Raw genomic sequence first — 16,843 nt, 5'->3', positions numbered from 1 at the left:
CAGCGCCGCGCCTATGGCTTCAGGAACTTCGAGAACTACAGACTGCGTGTGATTGTTTTATGTGGCCACCTGAAGGCGGCCTCGCTATGATCTCATCATCCCTTGCCCCATCCTTTGGGGTAGAGCCCCTTTTGCCGCCACAAAATCAAGGTGTTTTGTTGACATAGTGTTGACATAAGGAAAGGGCGGGATTTTCATCCCGTCCTTTTGCTTCGTATCAATTTGATATTGCTTGATGAATTGGTGTGCCCTAGAGGAATTGAACCTCTGACCTACTGCTTAGAAGGCAGTTGCTCTATCCAGCTGAGCTAAGGGCACATAGAAGGAAGCATAGTATAATCGAGGATTTCTAATAATTCCTTACCCAGCAATAGGCCAGAGAAAAATAGGCTAAAACAGGCCTTTTATTGAGGAAAGGCTACCCTCCCCCAGCTCTTACAGCTTTTCATGCTATTGGGACTGCCTTTGAAAAGAGCGTGCTTGGCAAAAAGCACCCTTATCGTTATAAGAAAGGCGCTAAAGCGGGCGTGGCGGAATCGGTAGACGCAACGGACTTAAAATCCGTTGGGCGTAAGCCCGTGGGGGTTCAATTCCCCCCGCCCGCACCAAATTACCTCTGCAAGAGAGACAACCCCAGCTCTAATGACTGAAGGGGGCTTCAGCTAAGCGCGCAATCTAAATTAATAACTGCTAATTTGGTGAATGAAGGCGCCTACGCTCTCACGCAGTTGGTTAGCCTTCGCATGCAATGAGTTAAGCCCCTTGCTCACTGATTGAGCCGAAGCCCCTGTACTTTCAGCATCGTGTTTAGTTTGCTCTAGAATCCTGTTGATCGATTCTGCACTTTGGCTTGCTCTTTCGACAGCTTGTGTGATTTCCTGCGTAATTGTCAGCTGCTCAGCGACGGCAGAGGCGCCCATGGCGGACGATTCACTTAGTTTTCTGACCATTTCCTGAATAGAAACAAAGGAGGATACCGTGGTGTGTGTTTCCGTTTGAACCTGCGCGATGTTCGTCGAGATTTCGCCCGTCGCGACCTCTGTTTGATTAGCCAGTTGCTTGACTTCCGAGGCGACAACGGCAAAGCCTTTCCCCATCTCGCCTGCTCGTGCTGCCTCAATGGTGGCATTGAGTGACAACAACTTTGTTTTGCTGGCAATGGATGTAATGACGTCCGTAACCTTACTAATTTGATCCGTCACCCCTGACAAGGTATCAATCTTGTGTCGTGCTGTATCAACAGATTGGGAAACGCTTTTGGCCATGGTGGCACTTGAGGAAACCTGATCTGAAATCTCATGGCTAGATTTTGTCAGATTCTGCGTTACTTCACTTGTGTGACGAGCCTCCTCCATGGTTTGACCTGAAATCAAGGATGCTTCATTGGCCTGTGCAGACATGGCCTCCGCTGACTTGGCCAACAAAATAGCTTCATCCATCATCGTCTTTGTCGTCGCGGCGACTTCGCTAACAAGGCCGCCTACATCATGTTCCAAATCTTGGGCCAAGGACATGAGCGCTTGTTTTTTAGCTTCGCGCGCTTTCTCTTCGGCGCGTTCTTGTTCGCCTTTCAGCGCATTAACCCGCTCCATATTGTCGCGGAATATGGATAAGGCATCGACCAATTGTCCAAGTTCGTCCTTACGTTTAAGCCCATTAATATCAATGTTCATTTCCCCATCAGCAAGCTGTCGCGTTGCCTTGGATAAACGCTGAATTGAGCGAACGGTTGAAAGAACAATCAATAATGTAACGAGGAGAACAAAAATAACAGCTATAACGCTTGTTAGAAACATTGTTTGTTTTTCTTCTGACACGGTCAGAATAGCCTCTTTAGAAACAACCTGTGAATCTTTAAGGCACGTGGCGGCGATGACGTTAATGTCCTCAAGCGTTTTATTGTAGGCTTTTGAGATAGGGACGAGAAAATTGACCGTCGTTTTAAAATCAACGTCCAGCATGCTGGCGACAAAAGCAACGGCATCTTTGTACGTTTTGACGTTGACGATGGCGTCATCTATTTTTGCGATATTTTCTTTGGCTGCATACTGATTTTTGTAAAGCTCAAGCGATGCGACAACGCCATCAAGTTTATCACCGATATCTTTTGCTGATTTTGTAACATCCTGCTTAATTTCAGCGGCTTGGTTCAGTTGCATCTGCTGCAGCTGACCATTGGCATCTCTGAACTGTTGAACAACATCCGACAAAAGAACATTTGAAGAAAATTTATGCTCCGTAATGTCTTCCATACTATTTTTGAGGAGCCCAATGGTGTTAAGGCCAAGAAACTCGACAAAAATAAGTAGTGCAAAAACAAGAAGAGCGGGGATGGCAAACTTAACCGCAAAAGGCCAATTGACCGTTGAGAACCTGTTCGATGCCATCCCTACCCCCTTATTTATTGTACGTCCGTTAGTTTAGAACTTACCCGTAAGCGTGACAAAAGCCTGACGCTCAACAGCTGGATACGGGCTTGTTCCAATTGTGTGACGATTAAGGTTGGTTCCAGAAACCGCGACATTCAGGTTGTCCATCAGGTTGTAGCCAACCCGCGCCCCAACCGTCATGTATTCCGAAACAGGAATGGGGATAGCACCAGCACCCGTTGCGTCACGCAAGATTTTTGTTGAGGACATAACCTGACTATTCGCGTCAAACTCCCAATCCTTATAGGTATAACCGAGACCAAAGCGGAAGTGATGCTCTGGCGAAGAGCCTTGGTAATCCTGATTAGCAAGAACACTGGCTGAATCGATCACCTTAGCTAAGCTATAGCTGGCATCCCAACGGAACCCGTTGTGATTACCCGTTAAAGCAATTTCGCCACCGTAAGACTGACTCTCGCCAATGTTTTCGGCCTTGATTAAATCAACCACAGAACCGTTGACATTTTGCATGCCGTTGTTGACGAAAGAGGCTACATCCTGCGACATAACATAGAAGGTCGCCAGTTTTGCTGTCGAGTAGATGGGGGCAATCTTACGATCATAGGCAACCTCATAGCTTTGCGTAATCGTTGGTTTAAGATCCCCGCTCCCTTCCAGAGAAACAGGGGTGGCCCCGTTCAAAGTATGGAAGTTAGAGCCGCTTTGCAGCAAGCTGGGCATTTGCACGCCACGCCCATAGGACAAACGGAAGGTATCAAGATCCGTCATCTTATAAGCCAGAGCGGAATTCGCACTCCATGTATTGATGGCATGGCTATAGTCAGAGTCCGAGAACATAGTCACAGTCGGGATTTGTCCCGTCATGTTCATGTCCAGATGGTCAAACCGAACCGCATTGGTCAGCGATAAGTTGTTAGCGATCTGCCATAACCATGTTCCGCTTGCCGCATAGTTGTCCTCATGATACGCGGGCGATCCGGGTGCGATCTGGTAGGCTGTCAGCCTAAAGTCTTTATGACGATATTCAAGGCCAGTACGGAACGTGTGATCAGAGCCAACCTTGAACTGGTCGTTCAAGCTGCTAACAACTAAGTCGGTTGTCAGACCAAAAGGAATGGTGGTCGATATCGATGAGTAGATGGTGTCATAGGCGTGATTGAAGTAGGTGTCGGACGTGATCATGCCGTAATCTGTCTGCCAATTGAACCCACCACGCGCCGAATACGTCGCCGTATCCTCCGCACCTACGGAGTTGAAAGCAGACAAAGCCACATTCTGCTTACTCTCCGATGCCGTCACTTCCATGTTGGCTGTCAGATCAGGCGTTAAATTAAACACAGAGCTGTTGGAGGCAAAACGACGTTCTGGCGAATAAATGATGGAAGAGTCGTTTGCCGCATGGCCGGTCTTAAACTCATCGGCGCTTAACCCACCCGCCGAGAATTTAGTGCCACCCCACGTCCCATTCTTGGTAACCGTTGCATCGCCTGTTAGCGAATTCTGCGTCCCCAAGCTTACAGCCGCAACGTTGTTTTTATCGCTGACGGGGCTATAGGTGATGATGTTGACAACACCACTGGCGGCGTTTGAGCCAAAGAGAGCCGAAGCGGGCCCCTTCACAACCTCAATTTGACGCACATCGTCAATGTTGACGGGGAGATTGTTCCAGACCGTGCGGGAATAGTCATCAATAAAAACCTGACGGCCATCAACGAGAACGAGAAGGCGTGATTGGAAAACCATCTGATGTCCACGAACGCCAACATCATAATCACCTAAAGAGGTTCTTAAAACATCGACACCAGTAACATATTGACCAATAATTTCAGGAATGCTGCGGTTTCCCGATTGACGGATTTGATCGGCCGTAATGATGGTCATGTTCGCTGCAACTTCACTAGCGCGTTGGGGTGTGCCCGTGGCGTTTGTGGTAACCGGTTCACCGAACAACGCCTCTAATGAACCATAGTCCATAGCGTTCGCACGACTTGAGGTCCCGCATGACATGGCTACAGCAAAAGCGCACATGGAGCAGAGGAAAAGAGATGATTTTTTCATAGTGTAACTCCTTTGGGTATTTTCTGGATCGTTGTCAGATAAAGATATTAGATTTGTTTGACGAGCATGGTGAACGCCTGCGCAAAGCCAACTTTGGCTGCATCGGCTGCCGTTTTGCTGTAGTAGATTTCAACGCTTGGCTTCGTGACGATACCTAGAATGCACTTATTGCCTTTTACGCAGTCAAGATCGGTTGACATCGACAACACACCCGCCGCGTTTGCCGCTGTGCTCACTGGAGCCGTACAAGCCCCCTTTGTAATGAAGGCCAGCTTGGCGGAAGAAAGCTTACTGCCAACCTCGGCGACAGGAACCATCATCCCCGTGATTTTAACACCACCTGGTGCGTCGATCCCTGCATCGAGAAGTGCTTTAAGCGAATCAGCCTCTGCTTTTGATGCTGCATCAGCGGGATCAAACACAACCGCCATAACGGCACTGCCCGATAGTTTATTCGTTAGAAGCGGTGTGGTTTTAAGCGCAACCATCAAATCCGCTTGATCAACAGCTTGTGCTGGAGCCGCCATGCCACAAACAAGGGCAAAGAAACCAGCACAAACAAGAACGCGTGTAAGGAAAACTCTTTTCATTGGGAACTCCTGCAAAAGCTTAAGAAGTGAGACAAGGATTTGACACATTAAACAGAATCAAGGGGGCTGGATTCATTCAGGAAAACCACAAGATTACAGGCATCCACGACGAAAACGGAGGAAGAAATCATGGTTAATGATTAGTATTCAAACCTTATTCGATTACAAGTAAAATAAGTGTAAACGAATTTTTTGCCCCCCCCTTTTTTTGCCTTTATGCAACAAGAGGTGTCCACCGGGGTGGGATTCTGAAAAGCCGACTCAAAAAGCTATCAACGAGCCTTAAGAACTTCCAAAATTCCCTGAAGGAGTTGTAGAGGGGTCGGAGGACAGCCGCGAATAACGGCATCCACGGGGATGACGTTCGAGACAGCCCCACAACTAGCATAGGACACGCCAAACTCGCCGCCGCATGCGGCGCAATCCCCCATCGCGATTACGACCTTGGGCGAAGGGGTTGCGTCATAGGTGCGTTTCAGCGCAGCTTGCATGTGACGCGACACAGGCCCCGTTACCAACAAAAGATCGGCATGACGGGGGGAGGCGACGAAGTGAATACCAAAACGCTCAATATCGTAAAAACCGTTGTTGACCGCGTGCATTTCAAGCTCGCATCCATTGCAGGATCCCGCATCAACCATGCGAACGGCCATGCTTTTGCCGAAGAGACGCGCAATCTCTTCGCGGCAAGCCTCACCGACTTGATCGAGAGACTCATCACGGGGGGGCAGTTTTTCTGTTAAACAGCCCGTTTTGAAGCTTTTGAAAAGAACGTGAAACATGGAAGCAATCCGATGAGCTAAGAGTTAAACTGCGAAAAGGTGAAACGACCCTGTCTTAAACATCATGGCCTGAGTACGAGCCGTTGACGGATTTGTTACAAAGAGGGAAATCGGGAACGATCACACCTCCAATCAGGGCCTCAAGAGCAGGCCAGTTGAGCCAGCTTGCATCGCGCGGGAAATAACGAGCCACGGTTCCGTTGCTATCCAAGTGAACGTAGGCGATGGTTTCGCCCCTCCACCCTTCAACCAAGCCTACGCCGAAGCAGTCTGTTTGGGGGGCGTGGAAGTCCGCGCTGATTTTGCCTGACGGCATGTTTGATAGGAAGCTATCCAACAGATCGAGAGAAATGAAAAGCTCCTCGCCACGCACGCGCACGCGTCCTGCCGTATCGCCCTCTTTACAGTTAGGCACGGCGACTGTAACATTTTGATACGGAGCATAGGGGGCATCGCGACGCATGTCCCAACACTCATCGCTGGCACGAGCCACATAGCCCAGAGCGCCAATGGTTCTTGCAACATGGGGCGATAGGATACCCGTCGTGCGGAAGCGGTCTTGCAACGAAGGATATTCGCACAGCATGGGGATAAGCTCTTTCAGTTCTTTGCGTAACTGAACGATGGATTTTTGCAGCAAGGCAACGTGCTCTGGCGAGATGTCACGGGTTACGCCGCCCGCCGTTACAACATCCATCATAAAGCGATGACCGAAAACGGTTGCGTTATCACGCTGCCAAAGCTCACGCAGGCGGCCAAATTGCACGAGAGCAAAGGCAAAGCCAACATCATTACAGCAAGCGCCAATGTCACCCAGATGATTGGCAATGCGCTCTCTTTCAGAAAGGATGGCGCGGATGACAAGGGCGCGGTCGGGAACTTTAAGGCCAACAGCATTTTCGCAAGCCTGACAGGCGGCCCATGAATGGGTGACGGTGCTGTCTCCAGAGACGCGCGCAGCAAGGCGAAGAAGCCCCTGCACATCACGGCCTTCGGCGCATTTTTCTATGCCTTTGTGGACATAGCCTAGATGCTGTTCCAAGTTGAGGATATCCTCGCCCATTGCCGAAAAGCGGAAATGCCCAGGCTCGATAATGCCAGCATGGACGGGGCCAACAGGAATTTCATAGAGCCCCTCCCCTTCAGCCGGAATAAACGCGTATTGGCAATCAGGCGGCGTTTCCTGTTGCGGTGTTCCCGCCAGCGGAAACTCCTTGCGGAGAGGAAACTGATCTTCGCCCCACGCCAAATGGCGCAGCCAGCGCCGCTGATCGGGATGATCGGAAAAACGAATACCGAACATATCCTGAAGTGTGCGTTCTGGCCGATTGGCAGCCGGAAAGAATGGTGTTTGAGACGGAAGCACGCCGCCTGTTTCTTGAACGCTTGTGCAAAGCAAGACATGCCCATCACGAGCGGCGAAAACGGCCTTGATCAAAATGTTGGGAGAGTCATGCTCACCCCATACGGCTGACCAACGCACATAGTTTTCAGCCATAACGGAAGCGGCTTTGGCCCAGAAACGGGAGTCGATGGACAGCGCGCGGGCAGCGCCCTTGACGGCGGGCATTTCTGTCGTCGGAATGCCTGCTTCGTTCAGCAATGTCGGAAGGGAAGCCACAACGGGGGATTCAAGTTGCCCTTTATGTACTGATTTTGTCATAGCACGCCCTGTCCAACGATCATGATGGTTGCTTGATTAAGCCATTGAGCCAAGACGGTCGGAATAGCAAGACCGAGCCACAGCACCAAGGCCAGATGAATGAATACAGGCCACATATTAACGGGCACTTTGCGCTGGTTCTCTGGCGGCTCGCCAAAGACCATGGGCTGAATGTTCCGAAACAGTCCGGCAAAAGCGACCGCCAAGCCAACAAGAAGCGGCAAGACAAGCCATGGATAACTTTTGATCGTGGCCGTAAAGAGAAGAAACTCGCTGGTAAAGACGCCGAAGGGTGGGAAGCCCGCAATAGCGCAGGTTCCCAGCAAAAGACTCCACCCCACAGCAGGGTTAGAGCGAACAAGGCCGCGTATTTTGCTGATCACCTGCGTGCCCGCAATTTGAGAGGCGTGCCCTACCGTGACGAAAATAGCCGATTTCGTCAGGGAGTGAACGATCATATGCAAAAGCGCCCCAAACGTGGCCAAGGGTCCGCCAATACCAAAGGCAAAGGTCATTAGTCCCATATGCTCAATCGAGGAATAGCTGAACATCCGTTTGATGTCGTATTGGCGATGAAGCAGAATGCCTGCGACAGAGAACGACAGCATGCCAAAGCCCATCATCAAATTACCCGCCAGATGGTTGCCGAGGGACGGATCCGCCAGCATTTTAAAGCGAACAAGCGCGTATAGAGCAACGTTCAGAAGAAGGCCGGAGAGAATGGCCGACATAGGAGTCGGGCCTTCGGAATGCGCGTCAGGAAGCCAATTGTGCAAAGGAACCAAACCAACCTTTGTTCCGTAACCGACAAGGAGGAAAACAAAAGCCAAGGCCATCACGCCTTTGTCCATATGAGCGGCGTAGGTTTGCAATACTGTCCAGAGCAGGCCGTCTTCATGCCCCGGAATAACCTTTGCCGAAGCGAAATAGACGAGGATCGTGCCGAACAAGGCTTGCGAAATGCCGACGCCGCAAATGATAAAGTACTTCCAGCCCGCCTCAATCGATTCATGGGTGCGGTAAAGGCTAACCAACAGGACAGTCGTCAAGGTGGCGGCCTCGATAGACACCCAAAGGATGCCAAGGTTATTGGTCGATAGCGCGGCTAGCATCGTGAAAAGGAAGCCTTGAAACATCGAGTGATAGAGCCTCATCCGCTTATCACCAACGCGTCCAATATCCCTTTCATGGCTCATGTAGGGGCCAGAAAAAATAGAGGTTGTCAGGCCGACAAAGGCATTGAGCAAGATAAGATAGACGTTGAAGGCATCGATATAAAAGAGCTTGCCAGAGGACAAGATGGGGCCTTTTTCAAAAACATCTAGGGCCAACAAGAAGGCGGCGATAAGCGTCCCCCAGCAGATGGTCATGTTCACATATTTGGCCGACTTCCAATGGCCTATTAATCCCAAGAGAAGTGCGCCTGAAAAAGGAAACAAAAGGGTAAAGTAAAGAGCAATCATTTATCGACCTCATTCAAACGATTTAGGCGGTCCGTATCTAGGCTGCCGATTTCGGCACGAATGTGGAAGAAGAAGACGCCAAACAGAATAACGGCTACCAGCACGTCAAAGGCAATCCCAAGCTCGACGACCATGGGCATACCGAACGTGGAAACGACAGCGGCAAAGAAAAGGCCGTTTTCCATCGACATAAAGCCGATAACTTGCGAGATGGCCTTGCGCCTAGAGATGATCATCAGCATGCCGATCAGAACAACGGCCAAGGAAATGGCAATCGTGTTTCGCGTGGACAACAGAGACAACTCGGTAATGGGCAGCGAGACATAATAGCTGAAAAGAACAAGACCCCCGCCAAAAAGCATGACCAAGGAAGGCTTAACGAGAACCTCAATCTCGCGATGGATATCCAACCGAATAATAAGTCTGCGTAACAGCGAGGGGATAAAAATAACCTTGAGGCCAAGGGTCAGAGCCGCCGAGATCAGGAGGTCATACTTCCCTGATATAAACGCAATGGCAAGCGTTGCGGAAAACAACAGCAGGCCTTGCAGCGCAAAGGTGTTGATCAAGCTGTCGACACGCACCTGAGCCAGCAGAAGAAAAGAGGAAAGCAAGATCAGCGCTGACAGCGTCAGCGTTACCTGTTCAGGCATCGAGAGAGAAGCTATAAGCATGTTATCGAACCTCTAGGATAATATGGCTCATCATCCCAAGAAGGGACAGAATAAAGGCCATGCCAAGATATTGGGGGGCGCGGAACAAACGCATTTTGGCTTGAGACGTTTCTGAAACCGCCAGCAAAATGCCAAGCGCCATTAACTTGCCCAACACGGTGATAGCGGCAAACGCAACATCCTTCGGCTCCATCGTCATTGCCACGCCCCATGGAACGATCAGGTTGACGATCAAAATCGAATAGAGCGTGAGCTTGAGCATGGAAGCCCACTCCATCAAAAGGAGGTGGCGGCCACTGTACTCCAGAATCATGGCTTCATGAATCATGGTAAGCTCAAGATGCGTGGCAGGATTATCAATAGGAATGCGCCCTGTTTCTGCCACGGCGACAAGAAGCAGCGCCATAAAAGAAAAGATGAGCGACGGCGCTAAGGTAAAGTTAGCCTGAGCAAGATGGGACACGGCAGAGGACAGGTTGGTGCTGGATACGTTCATCGCCAACGTGAAGAAGGTCATCAAAAGCGCAGGCTCGGCAAGAGAGGATAGAGTCACCTCACGCGAAGAACCCATACCGCCAAAGGACGTGCCGACATCCATGCCCGCCAAGGCGAGGAAGAAGCGCGTAAGAGCGAAAATCCCAACCAAAACGATAACATCCGCCAAAGCCGCTGTGGGCAGCTGCGTCGAGACGATGGGCAAAACAGAGGCGGCGACGACAGTGGCGCCGAAAACAATATAAGGCGCAGCACGGAAAATGGGCGAAGCCACATCCGCCAGCACAACCTGCTTTCTGGAAAGGCGCAGCAGATCACGATAGGGTTGCCATGGAGCAGGCCCCTGCCTGTTCTGCAACTTACATTTTACCCATTTGACCCAACCGGCCAAAAAGGGAGCAAAAAGGACAACGCAAAGCGTTTGAACAAGCGCAAAGATCCAGCCCGTCATACGATCACCCAGAGCAAAAAGAGTAAGGTAAAGAAGGAATAGCAGAGGTAAATACGAAGATCGCCCCCTTGAATGCGCGCCGTTCTTTCGGCAACCTTATGGATAATTTTGCCAATAGGCGCATACGCGTACATCCAAACCCAGTCACTAACATGAAGGAAATAGTGAGGCCCCTTGCCCATATGCGCGGGCTCGACTTTCTCCGAAACATGCCAAGCGAAGGAGAAAATCCGACGAATGGGCATGGCAAAGGACGTGGCTGTGTATTGCATGCGTGCGTTCAAAGGCCCAAACCCGCAATCCCATGCCGGAGCAATACGGATGCTGTTGTCGCGTGTGGGCGGGTGAAGGAAGAAGTAAACGACGACCCAGCTGATCAAAAGACCGATCAGGACAGGAAGCGCACCATACGAGGCTGTCTCTTTGCTGATGGGGGTCAACCACAACCAGCTGTCGCCATTGGCTCCCGCAAACCCTGTGCCCAGAAGTTTTTGCGGGATGACGTTAAGGACGTTTGCTGTCCATGTTGGGAAGATACCAAAAACCAAGCAGCTGATGGACAGGATGATTTGGGAAAATTGCATGCCGCGAGGAACTTCATGCGCTTCATGGATTTTCTCGGTGCGGGGAAGCCCTAAGAAAACGACCCCGTAGACCTTGACAAAGCAGGCAATAGCCAAAGCCCCTGTCAACGCCAGCATGGCGGACGTGATGGGAAGAGCCGTTCCCAAAATGCCACTCTTTAAAACCGTGCCTTGCAAAGCGGCTTGGTAAATCAGCCATTCTGAGACAAAGCCGTTAAAGGGAGGAAGGGCGCAAATACTGACGCATCCGACCAAAAAGCAAGCCGCTGTGACGGGCATCTTTTTGATGAGACCGCCCATATGCTCCATATTGTGTTGGCCGCTTTGTTCTAAAACCGCGCCCGCCCCCAAAAAGAGCAAGCTCTTGAACAAGGCGTGATTGAGACAGTGATAAAGAGCGGCGACCAAGGCAATAGCGGCAACTTCCTTATGGTTGGTTGCCGTGAAAATCATGGAGAGGCCAAGGCCGATATAGATGATCCCGATGTTTTCGACGCTGTGGTAGGCGAGAAGGCGTTTAAGATCGTGCTGCATAAGGGCATACAAAACGCCCATAAGAGCCGAAATCGCGCCGACCAGAAGAACCAGAACACCCCACTGCCAGTGGATGCCCCCTAATAGGTCAAAGACAAAACGGATAAAACCATAGACGGCGACTTTAAGCATGACGCCAGACATCAAGGCTGAGATGTGGGAAGGTGCGACAGGATGCGCCTGAGGCAACCAAACATGCAACGGAACGATACCGGCTTTAAGCCCAAACCCGACAAAGGCGAGCGAAAAGGCGATGGTGGCCCATGCGGGGGTAAGGTTCGCTTTTGCCATAGAAGCAAAGCTAAACCCATCGCTAAAGCCAGCTAGGACGCCATAGGAAAGAAGGATAAACGCCCCACCAACAACGGCCATAAGAAGATAGATAAAGGCGGCGCTGCGATTTTCCGCTCTGTCATGCTGATAGGCCACAAGAAAATAGCTTGCGACCGACATCAATTCCCAAGCAATCATAAAGGAAAAAGCGTCCGCCGCCAAAAGCACAAGGTACATACCGCCGACAAAAAGACCCGTGAAAAAGGTTAGCGTGCCAACAGCATGCACGCCATCATCGGCGTGACGACTTATATAGGATGGTCCATAGCAGGATGCGACGAAAGTGACGAACCCGACAATGAAGAGAAAGAAAGCCGCAAGAGCATCGATATGAAGGCAAACATGCAGCCAAGGAAGGCCGATGGGGAGAATGGTTTGCTCAACCTGATTGCCTAGCAAGGCCATGCCGCCCGCTGCAACGGCTACAAGGCCGGATAGGCCAAGCAAGAAGAACGACAAGCTGATCATAAAACGGGGCTGTCTCGCGAAAACGAGCGCCGCAACCGAAGACATGAGGGTTAAAAGTACCGCCAGCTGAGCCATTGTCAAAGACATGAAAGGATCCATCGTTATGTAGACGAGCAAGTTGGTTTTGCGAAGCGAATACCTTCATTGCATACGTTAAGAAGGATTCACGACGAGGCCCACCTTGAACGCGGTGTGCAACGCTGCCGTGGCATAGAATGAATGAAAATGGAAGTCAATTTGAAAATTGAAAATTTTAGAGAGATTAGCGATCTTGTGAAATAGACCTCTTGCGTAACCCATTATAACCTACGTCAGATAAAATGATTCAAAAAAAAGGGATGCCAGCCCCCCTCCCGTCATCCCGCCGGAAGGCGGGATCCATCACCTGAAATTTCTACCTGAGTCGCTCTTGGTCATTTCAGAAGATGTATCCTGTATCTCCGCTCCGCTGCTGCGTCGCTTTGCCTGCCCCGCGAAGCCCGAAGGGCGCAGAGGGGTCGGGGATGACGAAAGAGGAGAGACCAACTCTGAACCTCACCCCCTGACTCCTGATTTTTTGCTTTTGGCAATCCAAAATCGGGCGAAGTTGACAAAGCCCTTTAGAATCAATTGGTTAGCATAGACCCAAATTCGAGTCAGTTTCGTTGTATATCAAAGACTTACGACGTTAACTTTGAGCGGAAGGATACTGAGTGGCACTATTCCACGCTCTGCTCGACCGTGGCGAATGTTTTTGCGCTAAGTATTTGATAACAAAGCATGTCGATGGCCGACTTTTCGGGGGCAAAAAACAGAGCTAATTGACCAGAAAAAAGGACTATAGCTATTCTGGATGGTTCTCATGATATCCCACGTCATTGCGAGCGACCAACGGGAGCGCGGCAATCCATCTCCTCAACCTTCCACTAGAATTGCTCTTCGCTAAATTCAGGAGATGGATCGCCACGGGGGCTTCCGTCTTCGCTGCTTCGCAGCTACGCCGGACAAGACGCCCCCTCGCGATGACGGTGGGGGAAATGAGGAAACTAAACGGTTCGGCTCTAGCCAATCACCTGCAACTTCGCTTGAGCGATGGCCATTTTCTGTGCCGCGTCAGAATCGTTGGCGGCTTCTTTGGCTAAGCTGGCGATTTCCTCTTCAAGAATATCTTTCTTCAAATCTTTTATCGCGATGACTTGATCGGCCATCACGGTGCAGCGGTCGCCCACAACCTCACAAAAGCCGCCTGCAACGAACCAGCGCTCTGTCACAGTCGTTTGGTCATGCTCATAGGCTTCAACAACGCCCATCGCCACAGTCGTGGCCATAGGCGCATGTCCAAGCATGACGCCAAAGTCGCCCTCGCCGCCCGGAACCGTCACCATCACGACAGGCTTGCTGCACGCCAGCTTTTGCGGTGAGGCCAATTCGAATTGCAGTTGGTTAGCCATGATGATACCCGCCTTTATGCTGCTGCCTTGGCCATTTTCTCGGCCTTGGCGACGGCTTCTTCAATCGTTCCGACCATGTAGAAGGCCGATTCAGGCAGATGGTCATACTGACCATCCACGATGCCCTTAAAGCCCTTGATCGTGTCCTCAAGCTTGACGAACACACCTGGGCTGCCCGTAAACACTTCGGCAACATGGAACGGCTGCGAGAGGAAGCGCTGAATCTTGCGTGCACGCGCGACGACCAAGCGATCTTCTTCGGAGAGTTCATCCATGCCCAAGATGGCAATGATGTCTTGCAAGGACTTGTAGGTCTGCAAAATCTTCTGCACAGCGCGGGCGGTGTTGTAGTGTTCCTCACCCACAACCAACGGATCAAGAATACGACTGGTCGAATCCAAAGGATCAACGGCGGGATAAATGCCAAGCTCGGCAATCTGACGCGAAAGAACCGTGGTGGCGTCCAAGTGGGCAAACGACGTCGCCGGAGCCGGATCGGTAAGATCGTCCGCCGGAACGTAAATGGCTTGCACCGAAGTGATGGAGCCTTTGTTCGTCGTCGTGATGCGCTCTTGCAATGCGCCCATGTCCGTGGCGAGGGTCGGTTGATAACCCACCGCCGAAGGAATGCGGCCCAGCAAGGCCGACACTTCCGAACCCGCCTGCGTAAAGCGGAAGATGTTATCCACGAAGAACAGAACGTCTTGGCCTTCTTCATCGCGGAAATACTCGGCCAAGGTCAAACCGGACAAAGCCACACGAGCGCGCGCACCCGGGGGTTCGTTCATCTGGCCGTAGACCAGCGCCACTTTCGATCCGGGCCCGTCGGTCTTGACGATGCCGGAATCGATCATTTCGTGATACAGATCGTTGCCTTCGCGGGTACGCTCACCCACGCCCGCAAACACGGAATAGCCACCGTGCGCCTTGGCGACGTTGTTGATCAGCTCTTGAATCAGAACGGTCTTGCCGACGCCAGCGCCGCCGAACAAACCGATTTTACCGCCGCGTGAGTAAGGCGCGAGAAGATCAACGACCTTAATGCCCGTGACCAGAACTTGCTTTTCCGTCGATTGCTCGGTGAACTCGGGCGCATCGCGGTGAATGGGAAGCTTTTGCTTGGTGACGATGGGGCCACGCTCATCAACCGGCTCGCCGATGACGTTCAAGATGCGACCCAGCGTTTCGGGGCCAACAGGCATCATGATCGGGCAACCTAAATCGACAACTTTCTGGCCACGCACCATGCCGTCCGTCGTGTCCATGGCGATGGCGCGAACAGTGTTTTCACCCAAATGTTGAGCCACTTCCAAAACGAGCGTGCGCTCTTCAATCTTGGTGGTCAAAGCGTTCAAAATCGACGGAAGAACGCCATCAAATTGCACGTCAACGACGGCACCCATGACTTGAGTGATGTGGCCTTCGCTGGTGGTTGGTTTGGTCGTCATCGTTTGTTTCCCCTGTTTCTCTCAGTGTGTTCTCAAAAAAATTAAGCGGCTCTAAGCGTTTCTAGTTTTGGGATACCCCGCTCCTCAACTTGCAAAGGTCGGCAGGCATCCAACATTTCTTCCAGTCCTATCCGCGCCCCTTTGATGGCGGCCAACTCTTTATGGAATCCCCATCTAACCGCCAAATCTTCTACCTTCGGTGTTATGGACAACAAGTCGCCCAACCACTCTGTGTTTTGATAAGCATTAAACGGAAAATCCTGTTGTTCTCTTGGTTTCCCTCCATCAAGCAGCAAGTCTTTAAAGACAAAACATGAGCTTCCAAGAACCGTAGCATGCTGCGTAAGGACACGTTGCACTCTGCATTCAGCCTCAAACACCTTGTCACAATCTGTCTGATCAATCGTGACAGCGTTTGTTGGGAAAGACATCAGACCTTGTTTTTCTGCCCGTTCCAACTCCTGTAGATGAACACAAATAGTACCTTCGGCAATTTCATACATACCGATCAATTCGTCACGGGACAGTTTTGCTGACGTAAACATTCTTACACAGCCTCCGCGCCAGAGATGATTTCGATCAGCTCCTTGGTGATATAGGCTTGGCGTGAGCGGTTATAGTTGAGAGTCAAGCGGTCGATCATATCGCCCGCGTTGCGGGTCGCGTTATCCATGGCTGTCATACGTGCGCCCTGCTCGCCCGCCGAGCTTTCCATCAAATCGGCGAAGAGCTGCGCGGTCAGATTGCGGCGCAAGAGCGCGGCCATCAAGGTATTCTGCTCTGGCTCAAAAATCTCGCAGGCTAAACGACCCTCGGCATCGTTGTCATTGGCCTCAGGTACGCCGAACGGGATCAGCTGTTCTACCGACACAATTTGTGAGATAGCAGATTTAAAGCGGTTGAAAATGATGTGGGCGACATCAAACGCGCCCTCTTCAAACAACGCGATCAGGCGATCACTTAATTCTTGGGCATCCGCAAGATCAATCTGCTTCTTCGCGGCGCTTTCGACTTTGTGCAAAATCTTGGCCTCATGCTCACGGTGCAAAAGGTTGTAAGCCCTACGCCCGACGCAAATCAAACGAACGGTTTTGCCCTCTTTCTCTAGCGCCACAATGCGGCGGCGCGCCTCGCGAATGATGGAGCCGTTAAAAGCGCCGCACAAGCCGCGATCCGAAGTGAGAACGACAAGCAACACGGTTTGTTGTTTTTCACGTCCAACCAAAAGAGGGGACGATTCGGGGCTGATTTCAATCGTCCGCGCCAAGTCCTGCGTCATGCGCAAAATAAACTTGGCGTAAGGCCGCGACGATTCCGCTTGGTCCTGAGCACGGCGCAGCTTGCTGGCCGCCACCATCTTCATAGCGGACGTGATTTTGCGCGTGGACTTCACGCTGGCGATACGGTTTTTGAGGTCTTTTAAACTGGGCATAACCTACACACTTCATGCGACATGATTTGGTGTGGTTTTTGGCCGATT

The 16,843-nt window shown here is 51.2% G+C and carries 13 protein-coding genes and 2 tRNA genes; 1 reads left to right on the top strand and 14 read right to left on the bottom strand.

The annotated features are described in order from the left end of the window. Positions 1–241: 241 nt before the first annotated feature. Positions 242–318 (bottom strand) — tRNA-Arg (locus WC612_04385). Positions 319–521: 203 nt separating this feature from the next. Here WC612_04385 and WC612_04380 point away from each other — a divergent pair. Continuing rightward, positions 522–608, top strand: a tRNA-Leu gene (locus tag WC612_04380). Positions 609–680: 72 nt separating this feature from the next. On the opposite strand, the gene WC612_04375 is transcribed toward WC612_04380, so the two are convergent. The 13 genes from WC612_04375 to WC612_04315 form a co-directional block, all read right to left on the bottom strand. Beyond that, the gene (locus WC612_04375) at positions 681–2,252 is read right to left on the bottom strand and encodes a HAMP domain-containing methyl-accepting chemotaxis protein (GenBank protein ID MFA6280011.1); all 1,572 of its coding nucleotides are present in this window, start codon (positions 2,250–2,252) and stop codon (positions 681–683) included. Positions 2,253–2,420: 168 nt separating this feature from the next. Then, on the bottom strand, positions 2,421–4,448 hold the full coding sequence (locus WC612_04370) for a TonB-dependent receptor (GenBank protein MFA6280010.1): 2,028 nt from the start codon (positions 4,446–4,448) through the stop codon (positions 2,421–2,423). Between the two features lie 47 nt (positions 4,449–4,495). Continuing rightward, entirely contained in the window at positions 4,496–5,038 is a 543-nt protein-coding gene (locus WC612_04365) for a hypothetical protein (GenBank protein ID MFA6280009.1), read from the bottom strand. Positions 5,039–5,310: 272 nt separating this feature from the next. Further along, positions 5,311–5,820 (bottom strand): NADH-quinone oxidoreductase subunit NuoB, encoded by a 510-nt coding sequence (nuoB, locus tag WC612_04360; protein MFA6280008.1) that lies wholly within the window; start codon positions 5,818–5,820, stop codon positions 5,311–5,313. Between the two features lie 55 nt (positions 5,821–5,875). Next, the gene (locus tag WC612_04355; protein MFA6280007.1) at positions 5,876–7,483 is read right to left on the bottom strand and encodes an NADH-quinone oxidoreductase subunit C; all 1,608 of its coding nucleotides are present in this window, start codon (positions 7,481–7,483) and stop codon (positions 5,876–5,878) included. After that, positions 7,480–8,946: a hydrogenase 4 subunit F gene (locus tag WC612_04350; protein MFA6280006.1), complete on the bottom strand. Its 1,467-nt coding sequence runs from the start codon at positions 8,944–8,946 to the stop codon at positions 7,480–7,482. The genes WC612_04355 and WC612_04350 overlap by 4 nt, the downstream gene beginning before the upstream one ends. Continuing rightward, entirely contained in the window at positions 8,943–9,620 is a 678-nt protein-coding gene (locus tag WC612_04345; GenBank protein MFA6280005.1) for a hypothetical protein, read from the bottom strand. Before WC612_04345 ends, WC612_04350 begins: the two co-directional genes overlap by 4 nt. A gap of 1 nt (position 9,621) precedes the next feature. Then, a complete protein-coding gene (locus tag WC612_04340) occupies positions 9,622–10,566 on the bottom strand; it encodes an NADH-quinone oxidoreductase subunit H (protein ID MFA6280004.1) in 945 nt (314 codons plus the stop codon). Continuing rightward, positions 10,563–12,572 carry a hydrogenase 4 subunit B gene (gene hyfB / locus WC612_04335; protein MFA6280003.1) on the bottom strand — a complete coding sequence of 670 codons (2,010 nt, stop codon included), beginning with the start codon at positions 12,570–12,572 and terminating at the stop codon, positions 10,563–10,565. Before hyfB ends, WC612_04340 begins: the two co-directional genes overlap by 4 nt. A gap of 953 nt (positions 12,573–13,525) precedes the next feature. Then, positions 13,526–13,915, bottom strand: a complete 390-nt coding sequence (atpC, locus tag WC612_04330) for an ATP synthase F1 subunit epsilon (protein MFA6280002.1) — start codon at positions 13,913–13,915, stop codon at positions 13,526–13,528. A 14-nt stretch (positions 13,916–13,929) separates the two neighbouring features. Continuing rightward, on the bottom strand, positions 13,930–15,363 hold the full coding sequence (gene atpD / locus WC612_04325) for a F0F1 ATP synthase subunit beta (protein ID MFA6280001.1): 1,434 nt from the start codon (positions 15,361–15,363) through the stop codon (positions 13,930–13,932). Between the two features lie 41 nt (positions 15,364–15,404). Next, the gene (locus WC612_04320) at positions 15,405–15,908 is read right to left on the bottom strand and encodes a hypothetical protein (protein ID MFA6280000.1); all 504 of its coding nucleotides are present in this window, start codon (positions 15,906–15,908) and stop codon (positions 15,405–15,407) included. A 2-nt stretch (positions 15,909–15,910) separates the two neighbouring features. Further along, positions 15,911–16,795: a F0F1 ATP synthase subunit gamma gene (locus tag WC612_04315; protein MFA6279999.1), complete on the bottom strand. Its 885-nt coding sequence runs from the start codon at positions 16,793–16,795 to the stop codon at positions 15,911–15,913. Positions 16,796–16,843: the final 48 nt, after the last annotated feature.

This window comes from Bdellovibrionales bacterium, assembly GCA_041662785.1.
Lineage (GTDB): Bacteria > Pseudomonadota > Alphaproteobacteria > UBA9219 > UBA9219 > UBA8914.
Note: the sequence above shows the minus strand (reverse complement) of the source record. Positions and strands in the feature narration are given on the sequence as shown.